Raw genomic sequence first — 13,933 nt, 5'->3', positions numbered from 1 at the left:
ATGATCACGGCCACGCCGTCCCGAGGAGTTCCCGCATGCCCGCACCGTCGGTCCCGCTGCAGAAGCTGGGCTTCCTGACCATCGGCTCGTTCGACGGCGCCGACCCCGGCCCGGGGCACGAGACGACGCTGCGGGTGATCGAGCTCGGCGAGCGGCTCGGCTTCGACAGCGCGTGGGTGCGCAACCGGCATCTGCAGTACGGCATCTCCTCGCCGGTCGCGGTCCTGGCCGCCGCCACGCAGCGCACCCGGCGCATCGAGCTCGGCACCGCGGTGATCCCGCTGGGATGGGAGAACCCGCTGCGGCTGGCCGAGGACCTCGCCACGGTCGACGTCCTCTCCGGCGGCCGGCTCAACCCGGGGGTGAGCGTGGGCCCGCCGATGCACTGGGACGACGTCAAGGGAGCGCTCTACCCGGACACCGCCGACGTCGAGGACTTCTCCTACGAGCGGGTGTCCCGGCTGCTGCGGTTGGTCCGCGGCGAGCCGGCCAGCACCTTCGCCGGGCGGGAGGGCGTCGTCGAGGAGTGGTCGGACCGGGTGCAGCCGCACTCCCCCGGCCTGGGCCGGCGGCTCTGGTACGGCGGCGGCAGCCTGCGCTCGGCGCAGTGGGCCGGCGAGCAGGGCGTGAACTTCCTGACGTCCAGCGTGGTCAAGGCCGAGGCCGGGTCGACGGACTTCGCCGGGATCCAGCGCTCGCACGTCCGGGCGTTCCGGGCCGCCCACCCCGACGGCGACGCGGCGCGGGTCTCCCAGGGGCTGGTGGTGATCCCGACCGACAGCGCCACGGCCGACCAGCGCGACCGGTACGCCGCCTACGTCGCGGCCCGCACCCCGCGGACGACCAGCCCGCAGGGGCCCGCGCGGCTGCTGTTCGCCCGCGACCTGGTCGGCACGTCGGAGCAGATCGCCGAGCAGCTGTACGCGCACGCCGGCTTCCAGGAGGTCACCGAGGTGGTCTTCGCGCTGCCCTTCAGCTTCACCGACGCCGACTACGAGCAGATCCTCACCGACGTCGCGACGCGGCTGGGCCCCGCACTGGGCTGGCGTCCCACGACCTGATGCCCGGCCACGGCAGGTCAGCCGGCACACCCGCACCGCGAGGGCGCGCGGGAGGAGTTCCGGAACCCACCGAGGACGCAACCGCCGACCCGTGACGGCGGCACCGGGGTCCCGGTTGACTGCCCGCGACCGAGCCAGCGGGCGCGCGTCGGTCGCGCCCCGTCACGGAGGGGTCGGTGTCCCCATGACGCCTCGTCGCACCACCGTCGTCGGCGGGCTGGTGGCCCTGCTGCTCGGCGCCGCCCCGGCCGTGGCGAACGCCCAGCCGGAGGCGCCCCCCGAGGCCACGCCGGTGCCGGTCCCCACACTGGTCTGGGCGCCCTGCGGCACCACCCCCGAGGGCACCGCGGCCGGGGTCGAGTGCGCCCGGGCGCCGCTCCCCCTGGACCACGACGACCCCGGCGGGGAGCAGGTCGGCGTCTTCGTCGCGCGGGTGCCGGCCACCGACCAGGCCAACCGCATCGGGTCGCTGTTCGTCAACTTCGGCGGTCCGGGCGGCCCGGCCGCGGAGTACTTCCAGGCCCTGGGCGCCGGGCTCTTCGGCCTGCTCAACCAGCGCTTCGACATCGTCGGGTTCGACCCCCGCGGCGTCGGCCAGAGCACCCCCGCCGTCGACTGCGACGCCCCACCGGAGCCGTTCCCCACAGCCGAGAGCCCCTGGGAGCTCGACGTCGACGCGCTGGTCGCCGTCAGCCAGCGCTACGTGGACGCCTGCCGCGAGAACAACGGGGCGGTCCTCGAGCACGTGTCGACGGCGAACGTCGCCCGGGACATGGACCTCCTGCGCGCCGCCCTCGGCGAGGAGCAGCTGAGCTACCTGGGCTTCTCCTACGGCACCTTCCTCGGCGCCACCTACGCCAGCCTCTTCCCCGACCGGTACCGGGCCCTCGTCCTGGACGGCGCCGTCGACCCCGAGCTGTACGCCACCGACCCTGTGCCGTTCAGGAGCGTGCAGCTCGCCGGTTTCGAGGACGCCCTGGACCGCTTCCTCGACGCCTGTGCGGCCGACCAGGCGGCCTGCTCGGGCTTCGGCGGGAGCGATCCGCAGGCCGCCTTCGACGCGCTCCTGGCGACCGCGGTCGCCAGCCCGCTCCCCGCCCCCGGCTTCCCCGAGGACCCGACCCCGGTCACCGCGGACGAGATCCGCGCGGTGACGTTCGGGCTGCTCTACGCCAAGCAGGTCTGGGGCCTGCTCGCCATGGCGCTGGCCGCCGCCGAGGACGGCGACGGCTCGCTCGTCCGGGCCCTGTCCGCCCTGCTCTTCCCGCCGGACGACCCCACCAGCGACGCCTTCTCCGCCATCCAGGCCGTCGACATGCGCTGGCCCGCCGACCTCGATCCCTACCTGCGGGCCAGCGCGGAGCAGTGGGCCGAGTACCCCCACTTCTGGAGCATCGTCGGCGCGCACGGAGTCGTCTACCAGGCGCTCTGGCCGGCGGACGACGCGGACGCCTTCGCCGGCCCGTTCACCACCGATGCCTCGGCACCGCCGGTCCTGGTCATCGGCACCACGCACGACCCGGCGACGCCGTACTCCGGGGCGTCCGCGCTGGCCGGCCAGCTCGGCAACGCCCGGCTGCTGACCATGGACGGCGACGGCCACACCGCCTACGGCGGCAACTCCTCCTGCGTCGACAGCGCCACCGACAGCTACCTGGTCTCCGGGGTGCTGCCGGCCGAGGGCACGGTCTGCCCGCAGGAGGTCCCCTTCACCGCCCCCTCGCCGGCACCGGTCTCCGTGGTCACCGCCACCACCCTCCCGCTGTCGGTCACCACGGCGACCGGCGTGCTCGCCGGCGGACGCTGAGGCAGCGGCACCGCCGGTCACCGGCGGTGCCGCTACCCGGCGCCCCCCTCGACGAGGACGTCGCGGACGACGCCGGCGCTGCCGCCGCCGCGTCGCTGCGGCTCGGCCGCGGCGAGCAGCAGCCCGCCGGGCAGGAACTCGACGCCGGTCGCGGCGCCGATCTCGGCCACCTCCGCGAAGGCGTGACCCCGAGCGGTGAGGTCGGCCCCGTACGCCTCGAGGAAGGCCGGTTCGGCGTCCGTCGTGGCGCCGTTGCGCGAGCTGGCCCGAGGTGCGGCGATCGCCTCACCCAGGTCGGCGTTGCGGTCGAGCCGGCCCACCAGGGTCTGCAGCACGGTGGTGATGATCGTGGCACCGCCCGGGGAGCCGAGGGCGAGCACCGGGGCACCGTCGTCCAGCACGATCGTCGGCGCCATGCTGCTGCGCGGCCGTTTGCCCGGGCCGGGCAGGTTGGGCTCCGGCTGCGCCGGGTCCGCCGCGGCGAAGGTGAAGTCGGTCAGCTCGTTGTTGAGGATGAACCCGCGGCCGGGGACGGTGATCCCGCTACCGCCGGTCTGCTCGATCGTCAGCGTGTAGCTGGCGATGTTGCCCTCGGCGTCGGCGACCGTCAGGTGCGTGGTCGACGGTCCCTCGCTGCCCCCACCGACCGTCGCCCCCACCGGCGCGGGGCAGGGGTCGTAGGCGCCGTCCGGCGTCCCGGCGGGCACCGGCCGGGCGGCCGCCCGGGCCGGGTCGACGGCGCAGGCCCGCTCCGCGGCGAAGCCGTCGGACAGCAGCTCGGCCAGCGGCACCTCGGTCGTCGCCGGGTCGCCCACGTAGGCGTTGCGGTCGGCGAAGGCCACCGCCGACGCCTCCAGGTACACGTGCAGGGCGTCGACGTCGGACAGGGAGCCCAGCGGGAACCGCTCGAGGACGTTGAGCGCCTCACCGACCGTCGAGCCACCGCTGGACGGCGGCGCCATCCCGTAGACCTCCAGGCCGCGGTAGTCGATCCGCGTCGGCTCGCGCAGCGGCGCGTCGTAGGCGGCGAGGTCGGCCGCGGCGAGCAGGCCGCCCCGCACCGCGGCAGCACCGGGGGCCTCCGGCGGGTCCTGGGCGGTGCGGACGACGTCGTCGGCCAACTGCCCGGTGGCGAAGGCCCCGGCCCCCTCGGCGGCGAGGACCTCGTAGGTGCGCACGAGGTCCGGGTTGCGGAAGACCGAGCCCACCTCCGGCAGCGCGCCGCCGGGGAGCCACAGCTGCGCGGAGGCGTCGAACCGGCGGAACTTCTCCTCGTTCTCCGCGGTCTGCTGCCGGAACGTCTCGTCGACGACGAACCCGTCCTCGGCCAGCCGGGTCGGGCCCTCGAGCACCTCGGCCAGCGACCGGGTGCCGAACTCCGCCAGCGCGCGTTCCCACGTCAGCGGCGTCCCGGGCACGCCGACCGACAGGCCGCTCTGCACCGCCTCCTGGAACGGGAGCGGGGCGCCTGCCTCGTCGAGGAACGCGTCCGGGCCCATCGCCTGCGGCGCGGTCTCGCGGCCGTCGATGGAGGAGACCGTCCCCGTCGCGGCGTCGTGGTACACGAAGAAGCCGCCACCGCCGACGCCGGCCGAGTACGGCTCGCTGACCCCCAGCGCGGCGGCCGCGGCGACCGCGGCGTCCGCGGCGTTGCCCCCCGCAGCCAGGACCTCGAGGCCGATCCGCGTGGCGTCGGGGTCCACGGTGGCGACCGCGCCGCCGGTGCCGATCGCCACCGGCTGTTTGCCGGGGTCCGGGCCGGCGGCGGCGGCCGGCGGGGCGGTGGCCACGCCGGCGGCCAGCGCGGCGAGGGCGACCAGGGTGGGGGCACGGCGGGGCATGGCGACTCCCGGGGAGGCTTCGACAACGCCGTCCCATCGCACACCCGCCGCGGCGCCCCCGCCAGCCGGGACGACGCCCCAGGTCACCCGCGCAGCACGGCGTACACCTCGGCGGCGTGGTCGAAGACGAAGAAGTGGCCCCCGCCGGGAACCCAGTGCACCGTGCTCCGGGGCAGCATCGCGCCGAGCACGCGGGCCAGCGCGGCCGGCACCTCCCAATCCTGGGTGCCGTGCCAGACGTGCACGTGCTGGCTCACCGTCGACAGTGGGAAGCCCCACGGACGCAGCAGCAGCGCGCGGTCCTCGGCGACCGCGCCGGGGCCGTGGCGCATGCCCTCGGTGAACGTCGCGACCAGGAGCCGCCGGACGACCGGGCGCCGGATCACCCGGCGGTCGGCCGGGGCCAGCCGCGCTTCCAGGTACCGCGGGATGAGCCCCGGACGCCGCGCGGCGGGGATGAACAGGGGCTTGAGCAGTGCGGCCACCGGCGACGAGCGCCGCGCTGCCGACCGCAGCTGGTGTGGCACCCAGTCGTGCCACGGCCACGGGACGTCGGGCGGCGGCGCCCCGCCGAGCACGCCGACCGCCCGCACCCGGTCCCCGAAGGCGGCCGCGCAGGCCAGCGCGTACGCCGCGCCGCCGGAGAGGCTGAGGACGGCGAACTGCCCCACCCCCAGCGTGTCCAGCAGCTGGCGGACGTCGTCGGGCCAGTCGGTCACCCGCCGGCCGGGCTGCGGGTCGGAGCCGCCGAAGCCGGGCCGGTCGGGGACCACGAAGCGCACCCCCCAGCGGCGGTAGTCGGCCGGGTCCGCCACGTGCCGTTCCAGCCGCGAGCTCGGCGAGCCGTGGCAGCCGAGCACCACCCGGCCGTCCGGGTCGCCGTACTCCGCGTAGGCCAGCGCCCGGCCGTCCGGGAGCCGGATGCTGCCCTCACGGGGTCCCGCGTCGCCGTCCACGTCGCTGCGGTACCCGCCTCCCGCCGGACGACCCTCCCGACCGGTGCCCGCGTGCGCCCGGCCCGTCGTGCCGCTCAGTCCACGGGGCCGGGGCCCGGGGCGACCGGCACGTCCAGCGCCACCTCCCCGGCCGTCTCGAACGTGAAGGTGACCCGCACGGTGTCGGTGGGCGCGATCGGCTCGGTCACGCCCTCCAGCTGCATCCGCACGGTGTCGGTGACGGCCTCCACCTGGCCCCCGGCCGGCAGCTCGATGCCCGCGGGACTGACCTGTCCGGACGCGTCGAGCAGCTGGACCGACCGCGCGGCCGGCGTGGTGACGCCGACGAGCCGGTCGGCCTCCTCGGCGTCGTTGGTGAGCACCCCGCGCAGCGGCACGGCGGCACCTGCCGCGACGGTGTCCTCGGCGTCGAGGAAGACGTCGTCCAGGGCGACCCGGCCGACCGTGCCGTCGACCCCAGCGACGTCGGGGGTCTCCTGCGCCGTCTCGGCGTCGTTGCCGGCAGCGCACCCCGCCAGCATCAGGATCCCGGCGGCGAGCAGCACCACCCAGCGGCCGCAACGGGGAGGGCGGGGCGGTCCAGGGTGTCGCACGGGGCGTCTCCCTCCGTCGTGTCTGGCGTTCCGCGCGGACGCTCCTCCTCCCCCGCCGTCGACACCAGAGGCCGCGGCCCCGCGGGGAGGGACCCCTGGTCCCCGTCCGGTCCGGGCTGCACCATCGCAGGACGGGCCGGGAGAGGGCGGTGGCGGGTGGACGTCGAGCTGGAGCTCCTCCCGGTGCTGGCCGGCCGGCGCACCGTCGTCGCGTGGATGCTGGGCGCCTTCCTGGTGACCTTCCTGGCCACGCGGTTCGTCACGCGGGCCATCCGCACCGGCCGCGGCCCGTTCCGGGACGCCAGCATCGGCGGGGTGCACCTGCACCACGAGGTCTACGGCATCTTCCTGCTGCTGGGCACCGGCACGGTGCTGCTGACCTATCGGCCGGGCGGCGCCTGGCTCGACGTCGTGGCCGTCCTGTTCGGGGTGGGGGCGGCGCTCACCCTCGACGAGTTCGCGCTGTGGCTGCACCTGGAGGACGTGTACTGGTCGCGCGAGGGCCGCAGCTCGATCGACGCGGTCCTCATCGCGCTGGTCGTCGGCGGGCTGCTGCTGGTGGGGGCCAACCCGTTCGACGCCGACCGGCACGCGGGCGAGCTGCCGCTGGCGGTCACGGTGGTGCTGGACCTCGCGTGCGCGCTGGTGGCGATCCTGAAAGGCCGCGCGGTGCTCGGCGTGGTCGGCGTCTTCGTGCCGGTGGTGGCGCTGGTCGCCGCCGTGCGGCTGGCCCGCCCGGCCTCGTACTGGGCCCGCCGGCGGTACCTCCCGGGGTCGGCGCGGCGGCGGAGGTCGGAGGCCCGGTTCCCCCCGGGCCGGCGGACCCGCTGGGACGCGCTGGTCGACCTGTTCGCCGACGTGCCCCACGCAGCGCGCCCGGCGACGGTGGTCGGCGCGCCGCACGCGGAGCGATGACCGGCCGAGGTCGGCGCAGCGAGCCCGCACCGTCCCGGGAGGTCGATCACGATGGACGCCTACGACGCCGAGGCCTGGTCGGACTTCGCGGTGGCCACGGTGGGCGCCTGTGCCGCGCTGGCCGGCCTGATCTTCGTGGCCGTCTCCATCAACCTGGCCCGCATCCTCGAGTTCCCGGACCTCCCCGGACGGGCGGCACGCAGCCTCGGCCTCCTCATGGCACTCCTGGTGACCTGCGTGCTGGTCCTGGCCCCCGGTCAACCCGTCGCCGTGCTCGGCCTGGAGCACGGCGCGACCGGTGTCCTCCTGGCCGGCAGCGCGCTGCCGCCCCTGCGCGGGGGCCGCGCTGACCCGACCGCCCCGGCGTACCGGGTGCTGGTCCACGCGGCGATCGTGCTCGTACCGGCCGCCGCCCTCGTCGCCTGCGGGGCGACCCTGCTCGCCGGTGCCGGGGGCGGGTTGTACTGGCTGGCAGCGGCCGTCGTCTCCGGGCTGGGCGGGGCGACCGCCAACGCGTGGGTGCTGCTGGTGGAGATCCACCGGTGAGCGGCCGGTCGGGGTGTCACGCACCCGCACGCGCCCCTCGCACCACGTCCCGACCTGCGGCGCCGGTGCGCGCAGGGGTGTCCCGCGCGCGCCGACCCCGGCATCGTCGTCCCACGGTTCCCGGCGGAGAGGCGGCAGGGCCGATGCGACCCTTCTCCCAGGACGGCGACGTCGACGTCGCGACCCGGGACGTGCTGACTGGCGTGTACCACCGGGCCGCGGACGTCGCCGGGGTGCTCACCACCACCGGGCGGAACCACGACGGCCGGGCGCGGTCCTCGGTCGACGAGCGGGTCCCCGCGTGAGTGCGGAGGCCGGCCGGGCCCGCGCGTCCCCCGCCGTGCCGACCGCGCGGGGGCTCGACCGCCTCATCACGTTCATCGACGCGGTCGTGGCGATCGCCATCACGCTGCTCGTCCTGCCGCTGGTCGACGTCCTAGCCGACGTGGCGCCCGAGGACGACCTCGCCGAGGTCCTGGCCGCCGACGCCGGCCAGTTCGGCGCCTTCCTGCTCAGCTTCGCCGTCATCGCCCGGCTCTGGCTGGTGCACCACCGGCTCGTCGAGCAGGTCGGCGCCTACGACCGGGCCTTCGTCGCGGTGAACCTGGTCTGGCTGCTCACGATCGTCCTGCTGCCCTTCGCCACCCAGGCCGTGGCCGTGTACGGCGCGGACCGGCTGGCCGTCGCCGTCTACATCGGCACGATGGCCGCCAGCTCGGCGTGCCTGACGGCGCTGAGCGTGCTGATCTGGCGCCGGGGGTGGCTGCGCCGGTCAGGGACGCGCCCGGCGCCGCCCGTGCCGGGCCTGGTCACGACGGCGACCATCGTCGTGGCCCTCGTCCTGGGGGTGCTCGTCCCGGCGGTCAACTACCTCGGGCTCTTCCTGCTGCTGGTCACCGGTCCCCTCGAGCGGCGCCTGCTCCGCCGGTCGGCCGGGACGCCGGGCTGAGGACCCGGCGGGGGCCGGCGCCGGCCGGCCGAAGGCGACGGCCAGCGCGGGGAACACCAGCACGGTCAGCACACCGGCACCCACCAGCGCCGCCGCGTTCTCCCGCAGCATCGTGCCGTTGCGCACCCCGATCTCGGCGAGCGCGACGAGCACGGGCAGGGCGGTCGCCGTCACCAGCGCGGTCTGGCTCCGCTGCCGCCAGGTCAGCACGCCGCGGTAGACCAGCAGCGCGGGCGCGCCGCGCACGGCGAGCATCAACGCGAGGAACAGCGCGACCCGCAGCGGTGCCTCCGCGATCGAGTGCAGGTCCAGGCTCATCCCCGAGTACACGAAGAACACCGGGATGAAGAACCCGTAGCCGACGGCGTCGAGCTTGGACTCCAGCACGGGCGACGCCCCGGCCGCCCACCGCCGCAGGACGACGCCGGCGAGGAAGGCCCCCAGGACGGCGTCGAGGTGGAACTCGTCGGTGACGGCGATCAGCGTGATCAGCAGCAGGATCGTCGCGCGCAGCGTGATCTGGGCGGTCTCGTGCTGCCCGAGCAGGACCACCGTGGCCAGCCGCCCGCCGTCGCGCACCGCCCGCCGGGCCAGGGCCAGCAGCACCGCGAGCACCGCCACCGCCCCCAGCGAGGCCAGCGCCGTGAACCGGTTCTGGGCGCCCAGGAGCAGCGCGATCGCCAGCACCGGGAACAGCTCCCCCACGCCGCCGGCAGCCAGCAGGTACCGCCCCAGCCGCCCGGAGAGCAGCCCGTTCTCGCGCAGCACGGGCAGCAGCGTGCCCAGCGCGGTGGTGGTCAGGCCCAGCGCCACCGGCACGAACGCCTGGACCAGGCCGGCCGTGGCCAGCAGCGCCACCACGCCGAGGGCCAGGACGACCGAGACGGTCCAGGCGACGACGGCCCGGCGTCCGGCGTCCTCCCGGAACAGCCGCAGGTCCACCTCGTATCCGGCGAGCAGGAACACGAAGCCGAGGCCGACGTCGGCGAGTACCTGGACCCCGGACGGCGAGCTGAGGCCCAGGACCTCCGGGCCGATCAGGATGCCGCCGGCCAGCAGGAGCACGACCTGCGGCACGGGCAGGCGGGGCAGCAGCCCCACCACCAGCGGGGCCAGCAGCGCCACGGCCAGGACGGGCACGAGCGCGTCGACCACGAGGACGCCGTCCACCCGGTTCTCCCGTCGTCCGGCCGCTGCTGCCGGGGGATTCTGCTCGCTAGATGCTCACCGCGACCGTCGCGGCGAGCTCCCGGCAGGCCTCCAGGTCCGCCGGTCCGGGCGTGCCGGTCAGGCTGAGGGGTGCGGCGACCTGCTTCCAGCGCAACGCCCCGGTGATGCGGGCGATGCTGGTGAGCGCGCCGGCGGTGTCGTCGTTGCCGTGCACGTACACCCCGTACGGCAGGCCGACGGTGGCGTCCAGGCAGGGGTAGTACACGGTGTCGAAGAAGTGCTTGAGGGCGCCGGACATGTACCCGATGTTGGCGGGGGTGCCCAGCACGACGCCGTCGGCGGCGAGCACGTCGGCGGGCCCGGCCGACAGCGCGGGGCGCACCGTCAGCTCGACGCCGTCCACCAGCGCGACGCCCTCCCGCACCGCCTCGAGCACCGCCTGCAGGGACGGCGACGGGGTGTGGTGGACGACGAGCAGGCGCGGCACCCCCGGATCATCCCCCGGCGGGCCGGCCGGTCACCGCGACCGGAAGTCGTGCGCCTCGTCGTAGGAGTGGTCACCGGCGTCCTCGTCCGGGCCGGCCGGCGGCGGCGGCGGCCCAGGGTGCGGCTGCGCCGGCGGCCCCGGTGACGCCGTCGCGTCCTCGTGCGCCAGGTCGTAGCCGTAGTCGCCGGTCCGGTCCGTGCGGTCCTGGGTCATCGCGGCCTCCTCGTGCTGGACGGCGTCGCCATGCTCGTCCCGAGCCTGCGCCGGGACAAGCCGTCAGGTCCCGATCTCGGTGCGGACGGCGTACAGCTCGGGGAAGAAGGTGAGGTCCAGCGCCCGCCGCAGGAAACCCACGCCCGAGGAGCCGCCCGTGCCGGTCTTGCCGCCGATCGTGCGCTGCACCGTGCGCAGGTGGCGGAAGCGCCAGAACTGCAGGTTGTCCTCGATGTCGACGAGGCTCTCGCACGCCTCGTAGACGTCCCACGGCGCGTCGGGGTCCTCGTAGACCGCGCGGAACACCGGCACCAGCCCCGGCTGGAACTCCCACGGCTCGCGGACGTCGCGGGTCAGGACCTCCGACGGGACGGCGAAGCCCCGGCGGGCCAGCATCCGCAGGAACTCGTCGTAGAGGGTCGGCTCCGCCAGCAGGCCGTCGAGCACGGCGCGGGCGTCGGGGTCGCCGTCGAAGACCGCGAGCACGGCGGCGTTCTTGTTGCCCAGGATGAACTCGACGGCGCGGTACTGGGCGGACTGGAATCCCGAGGCGGAGCCGAGGACGCCGCGGAACTGGGCGTACTCGCGCGGGGTCAGGGTGGCCAGCACCGACCACTGCTCGGTGAGCGTCCGCTCGATGCTCTTGACCCGGGCCAGGCACTTCAGCGCCGGCGCGGGCTCGTCGTCGGCCAGGTGTCGCCGGGCGGCCCGCAGCTCGTGGAGGACCAGCTTGAACCACAGCTCGCTGGTCTGGTGCTGGACGATGAACAGCAACTCGTCGTGGTGCTCGGGTTCGCTGCGCGGGTGCTGGGCGCTGAGCAGCCGGTCCAGGTCGAGGTAGCCGGCGTACGTCGAGCCCCGGGTCAGCCCGGTGCGGATGGAGCTCTCCATGGGGCGGACCGAGCGGTCCCGGCCCTCCTCCGGCGGTGCCATCAGGCCAACCTAGCGCCGGACGACCCTGCGGTGAGCCAGAGGAGTCCGGGGCACGGGTCGAGCGCGGTCCTGTGGTCGGCTCCGCACCCTCGCCGGCTCAGCGGAGCCGGTGGGCGGCGGCCGCGGCCAGGATCCCCAGCGAGTTGGCCGCGAGGTGGAGGAGCGCGGGGGCGAGCAGGCTGCCGCTGTGCCGCCGGAGCTGCGCGAACAGGAGGCCCGCGGCCGCCGTGCTCAGGCAGGCCAGGAGCACCGCCGCCACCCGCTCCCGGGGCCTGGTCGCCAGGCCGTTGACCGCGAGGGCGTCGAGCGTGGGCCGGACGTGCCAGATGCCGAAGAGGGCGGCGGAGGCGCCGGCCGCCCGGCGCGGGGACACCAGCCGGGCGAGGACGGCCGGCAGCGCTCCCCGGAACGCGACCTCCTCCCACAGCACGGTGCCGAGCGGGACCCGGACCAGCACCTGACCGGCGATCCCCCGGCCGTCGAGACCGGCCACCCGGGCGTCGGCCAGCAACGGCCGGGCGCCGGGCACGGCCAGCGCGACCGCGTAGCCGGAGGCGACGACGGCGGCGCACACCCCGCCCTCCCGTGCCCCCGCCGCGAGCCGGCGCCGGTCGAGGCCGAGGTCCGCCCAGGCGAGACCGGCGGCCCGAGCGGCCGCCAGCAGCACAGCGGTGGCGGCTCCGTTCGCTGCCACGTACGCCCCCGGCCGCGCGGGGAACCGGGGGACGACGACGATGTTCCAGGCTCCGAGGACGACCACCAGCGTGGCGCCGAGGGCCATCGCGCTCCGGTGGTCGGGGGCACCAGCATGCACGGGTGCTGTCTTCCCCCGGACCCCGTCGGCTCACCCTGGCGGTGCTGTCGGGCACGTGCGTCTCCACGGTCGCGATCGCCGGTGAGCTCTCCCCGGTCGCGCTGGCGGCCGTCGTCGGGGCCGGCCTCGTCGTGTCCGGGGTGACCCTGGCCCGGCGGGCCGGCGAGGCGGCGCCGCCGGTCGGCCGGCGGGGCCTGCCCTGGCTGGGGTGGCTGGCGGCGGCCGTCGCGTGGGAGACGGCGACGCTGGCCCACGGCGGCCTGCCGGCGCTCAGCGACCTCGCCGACCCGGTGCTGGCGCACCCGCTCGCGCGGGCCGCCGCGACGGCGTGCTGGCTGGCGGCCGGTGCCTGGATCGCCACCCGTCCGCGCTCTCCGCGGCGGCCGGGGTGAGCGGCACGGCGGGAAGCGTCGTCGGCTTCGCCCTCCTCCTGCTCACCGCCCTCGCGCTGCAGGTCGCCGCCCGGCGAGGGAGTTGCGGGGTGACCGTCGCCCGGGCGGTCGGCGCCGCCATGCGGACGACACCCGGCCGGGCGGCGGTCCTGGTCGTCTGGCTGTGGCTCGGGGTGCACTTCCTGGCCCGCTGACGCCCCGGTCGGCGACCCGCCCAGCCGCCCGGACGGGCCGCCGGTCAGGGCACGTCGATGGTGACCACGGCCGGCTGCCCGTCGGCTCCGGCGAGTCCGCCGGTGCGCGCACTGACCACCCGGGAGACGCAGCACTGCAGCCGGTCGCCGGCCTGGTGCTGGGCGTCGCTGAGGAAGACGTCGCGGTGGTCGATGACGCCCTCGACGTCGACCACCTTGACCTGGCAGAGGCCGCACTCGCCGCGGCGGCAGTCGAACATCAGGTCAGCGCCGCAGGCCTCCAGCGCCTCCAGCATCGACACGTCGTGCGGGACGACGGTCTCCAGCCCGAGCCGCGGGATGCGCACCGTGAACGCCTCGGGGGCGAACCGGCCGCTGCTGCCGAAGGTCTCGAACCGCAGGTCCGCCGGGCGCCGTCCGGCCGCGGCCCAGGCCGCCTTGATCGCGTCGAGCATCGGGGTCGGGCCGCAGACGTAGAGCTCGCCGCCGTCGGGCACGCCGGCCACGAGCCCGGCGACGTCCAGGCCGGTCCCCTCGTCGTCGACGCGCAGCTCCAGACGGTCGCCGTGCTCGGCGACCAGCTCGTCGGCGAAGGCCATCAGGCCCCGGGAACGTGCGCCGTAGACGAACTGGTAGTCCGCGCCGCGGGCCTTGAGCGCCCTGCCCATCGCGACCAGCGCGGTGATCCCGATGCCGCCGGCGGCCAGCACGTAGGCGGGCTTGCCGTAGTTGAGCGGGAAGTTCTGCAGCGGCTGGGTGATCGACACCTCCTGGCCGCGGCGCAGCGCGTGCATGTACGCCGAGCCGCCCCGGCTCTGCCGGGCCAGTTGCACGCCCAGGACGATCTCGGTGCCGTAGGCGCCCATCCCGACGACGGAGTACGAGCGGACGTCGGCCCGGCCGTTGACGTAGACGCCGATGTCGATGTGGCTGCCCGGAGCGGCCGGCGCCTCCAGGTGCTCGGGTTCGAGCACCACCTGGCGGACGTGCTCGGCGACCTCGCAGACGTCGAGCACCCGGGCCCGGCGCCACTTCTTGGCGCTGGTGGCCGCCATCGCCGGC

General features: G+C 75.9%; 16 protein-coding genes and 1 pseudogene. 8 read left to right on the top strand and 9 right to left on the bottom strand.

All coding sequences use genetic code 11. From position 1 onward, the window contains the following. Positions 1–35: 35 nt before the first annotated feature. Entirely contained in the window at positions 36–1,061 is a 1,026-nt protein-coding gene (locus CRP39_RS21675; protein WP_097208474.1) for an LLM class flavin-dependent oxidoreductase, read from the top strand. Between the two features lie 184 nt (positions 1,062–1,245). Beyond that, positions 1,246–2,868, top strand: a complete 1,623-nt coding sequence (locus CRP39_RS21665) for an alpha/beta hydrolase (RefSeq protein ID WP_143426724.1) — start codon at positions 1,246–1,248, stop codon at positions 2,866–2,868. A 32-nt stretch (positions 2,869–2,900) separates the two neighbouring features. Here CRP39_RS21665 and ggt read toward each other — a convergent pair whose 3' ends face one another. The 3 genes from ggt to CRP39_RS21650 form a co-directional block, all read right to left on the bottom strand. Further along, positions 2,901–4,709: a gamma-glutamyltransferase gene (gene ggt, locus CRP39_RS21660; protein WP_097208471.1), complete on the bottom strand. Its 1,809-nt coding sequence runs from the start codon at positions 4,707–4,709 to the stop codon at positions 2,901–2,903. Positions 4,710–4,792: 83 nt separating this feature from the next. Beyond that, on the bottom strand, positions 4,793–5,665 hold the full coding sequence (locus CRP39_RS21655; RefSeq protein WP_097208470.1) for an alpha/beta fold hydrolase: 873 nt from the start codon (positions 5,663–5,665) through the stop codon (positions 4,793–4,795). A gap of 74 nt (positions 5,666–5,739) precedes the next feature. After that, positions 5,740–6,258: a copper chaperone PCu(A)C domain-containing protein gene (locus tag CRP39_RS21650; protein ID WP_143426723.1), complete on the bottom strand. Its 519-nt coding sequence runs from the start codon at positions 6,256–6,258 to the stop codon at positions 5,740–5,742. 156 nt (positions 6,259–6,414) lie between these two features. Between CRP39_RS21650 and CRP39_RS21645 the strand changes: the two genes are divergently transcribed. The 4 genes from CRP39_RS21645 (at position 6,415) to CRP39_RS28260 (ending at position 8,668) form a co-directional block, all read left to right on the top strand. Next, positions 6,415–7,173 (top strand): hypothetical protein, encoded by a 759-nt coding sequence (locus tag CRP39_RS21645; RefSeq protein WP_097208468.1) that lies wholly within the window; start codon positions 6,415–6,417, stop codon positions 7,171–7,173. Positions 7,174–7,224: 51 nt separating this feature from the next. Then, the gene (locus CRP39_RS21640) at positions 7,225–7,719 is read left to right on the top strand and encodes a hypothetical protein (RefSeq protein WP_097208467.1); all 495 of its coding nucleotides are present in this window, start codon (positions 7,225–7,227) and stop codon (positions 7,717–7,719) included. Positions 7,720–7,862: 143 nt separating this feature from the next. Continuing rightward, a complete protein-coding gene (locus tag CRP39_RS27025; protein ID WP_172442566.1) occupies positions 7,863–8,024 on the top strand; it encodes a hypothetical protein in 162 nt (53 codons plus the stop codon). Next, positions 8,021–8,668 (top strand): TMEM175 family protein, encoded by a 648-nt coding sequence (locus CRP39_RS28260; RefSeq protein ID WP_311712024.1) that lies wholly within the window; start codon positions 8,021–8,023, stop codon positions 8,666–8,668. Before CRP39_RS27025 ends, CRP39_RS28260 begins: the two co-directional genes overlap by 4 nt. A 54-nt stretch (positions 8,669–8,722) precedes the next feature. On the opposite strand, the pseudogene CRP39_RS21630 reads toward CRP39_RS28260, so the two are convergent. From CRP39_RS21630 to CRP39_RS21610, 5 genes and pseudogenes are all read right to left on the bottom strand, one after another. Beyond that, positions 8,723–9,793: pseudogene (locus CRP39_RS21630) on the bottom strand (cation:proton antiporter); the annotation flags it as partial. Positions 9,794–9,884: 91 nt separating this feature from the next. Then, positions 9,885–10,325: a flavodoxin family protein gene (locus tag CRP39_RS21625; RefSeq protein ID WP_097208466.1), complete on the bottom strand. Its 441-nt coding sequence runs from the start codon at positions 10,323–10,325 to the stop codon at positions 9,885–9,887. A gap of 30 nt (positions 10,326–10,355) precedes the next feature. Next, positions 10,356–10,538: a hypothetical protein gene (locus CRP39_RS21620; RefSeq protein WP_097208465.1), complete on the bottom strand. Its 183-nt coding sequence runs from the start codon at positions 10,536–10,538 to the stop codon at positions 10,356–10,358. Positions 10,539–10,601: 63 nt separating this feature from the next. Next, on the bottom strand, positions 10,602–11,471 hold the full coding sequence (locus CRP39_RS21615) for a tryptophan 2,3-dioxygenase (RefSeq protein ID WP_097208464.1): 870 nt from the start codon (positions 11,469–11,471) through the stop codon (positions 10,602–10,604). Between the two features lie 97 nt (positions 11,472–11,568). After that, positions 11,569–12,252 carry a CPBP family intramembrane glutamic endopeptidase gene (locus CRP39_RS21610; RefSeq protein WP_097208463.1) on the bottom strand — a complete coding sequence of 228 codons (684 nt, stop codon included), beginning with the start codon at positions 12,250–12,252 and terminating at the stop codon, positions 11,569–11,571. A gap of 35 nt (positions 12,253–12,287) precedes the next feature. Between CRP39_RS21610 and CRP39_RS21605 the strand changes: the two genes are divergently transcribed. Together CRP39_RS21605 and CRP39_RS21600 are read left to right on the top strand one after the other, a co-directional pair. After that, entirely contained in the window at positions 12,288–12,677 is a 390-nt protein-coding gene (locus CRP39_RS21605; protein WP_097208462.1) for a hypothetical protein, read from the top strand. Next, positions 12,674–12,871 carry a DUF6186 family protein gene (locus tag CRP39_RS21600; RefSeq protein ID WP_097208461.1) on the top strand — a complete coding sequence of 66 codons (198 nt, stop codon included), beginning with the start codon at positions 12,674–12,676 and terminating at the stop codon, positions 12,869–12,871. Before CRP39_RS21605 ends, CRP39_RS21600 begins: the two co-directional genes overlap by 4 nt. 44 nt (positions 12,872–12,915) lie before the next feature. Here the strand turns inward: CRP39_RS21600 and CRP39_RS21595 are convergent, their stop codons facing one another. Continuing rightward, complete coding sequence (locus CRP39_RS21595; RefSeq protein ID WP_097208460.1) at positions 12,916–13,926, bottom strand: PDR/VanB family oxidoreductase; 1,011 nt, start codon at positions 13,924–13,926, stop codon at positions 12,916–12,918. Positions 13,927–13,933: the final 7 nt, after the last annotated feature.

The sequence above is a fragment of the Geodermatophilus sabuli genome (genome assembly GCF_900215145.1).
GTDB lineage: Bacteria > Actinomycetota > Actinomycetes > Mycobacteriales > Geodermatophilaceae > Geodermatophilus > Geodermatophilus sabuli.
Note: the sequence above shows the minus strand (reverse complement) of the source record. Positions and strands in the feature narration are given on the sequence as shown.

Bases quoted from the DNA above. Each gene is read 5' to 3' on its own strand.
- CRP39_RS21675 (WP_097208474.1), top strand. From the start codon at position 36: ATGCCCGCACCGTCGGTCCCGCTGCAGAAGCTGGGCTTCCTGACCATC.
- CRP39_RS21665 (WP_143426724.1), top strand. From the start codon at position 1,246: ATGACGCCTCGTCGCACCACCGTCGTCGGCGGGCTGGTGGCCCTGCTG.
- ggt (WP_097208471.1), bottom strand. From the start codon at position 4,709: ATGCCCCGCCGTGCCCCCACCCTGGTCGCCCTCGCCGCGCTGGCCGCC.
- CRP39_RS21640 (WP_097208467.1), top strand. From the start codon at position 7,225: ATGGACGCCTACGACGCCGAGGCCTGGTCGGACTTCGCGGTGGCCACG.
- CRP39_RS27025 (WP_172442566.1), top strand. From the start codon at position 7,863: ATGCGACCCTTCTCCCAGGACGGCGACGTCGACGTCGCGACCCGGGAC.
- CRP39_RS21620 (WP_097208465.1), bottom strand. From the start codon at position 10,538: ATGACCCAGGACCGCACGGACCGGACCGGCGACTACGGCTACGACCTG.
- CRP39_RS21615 (WP_097208464.1), bottom strand. From the start codon at position 11,471: ATGGCACCGCCGGAGGAGGGCCGGGACCGCTCGGTCCGCCCCATGGAG.
- CRP39_RS21610 (WP_097208463.1), bottom strand. From the start codon at position 12,252: ATGGCCCTCGGCGCCACGCTGGTGGTCGTCCTCGGAGCCTGGAACATC.
- CRP39_RS21595 (WP_097208460.1), bottom strand. From the start codon at position 13,926: ATGGCGGCCACCAGCGCCAAGAAGTGGCGCCGGGCCCGGGTGCTCGAC.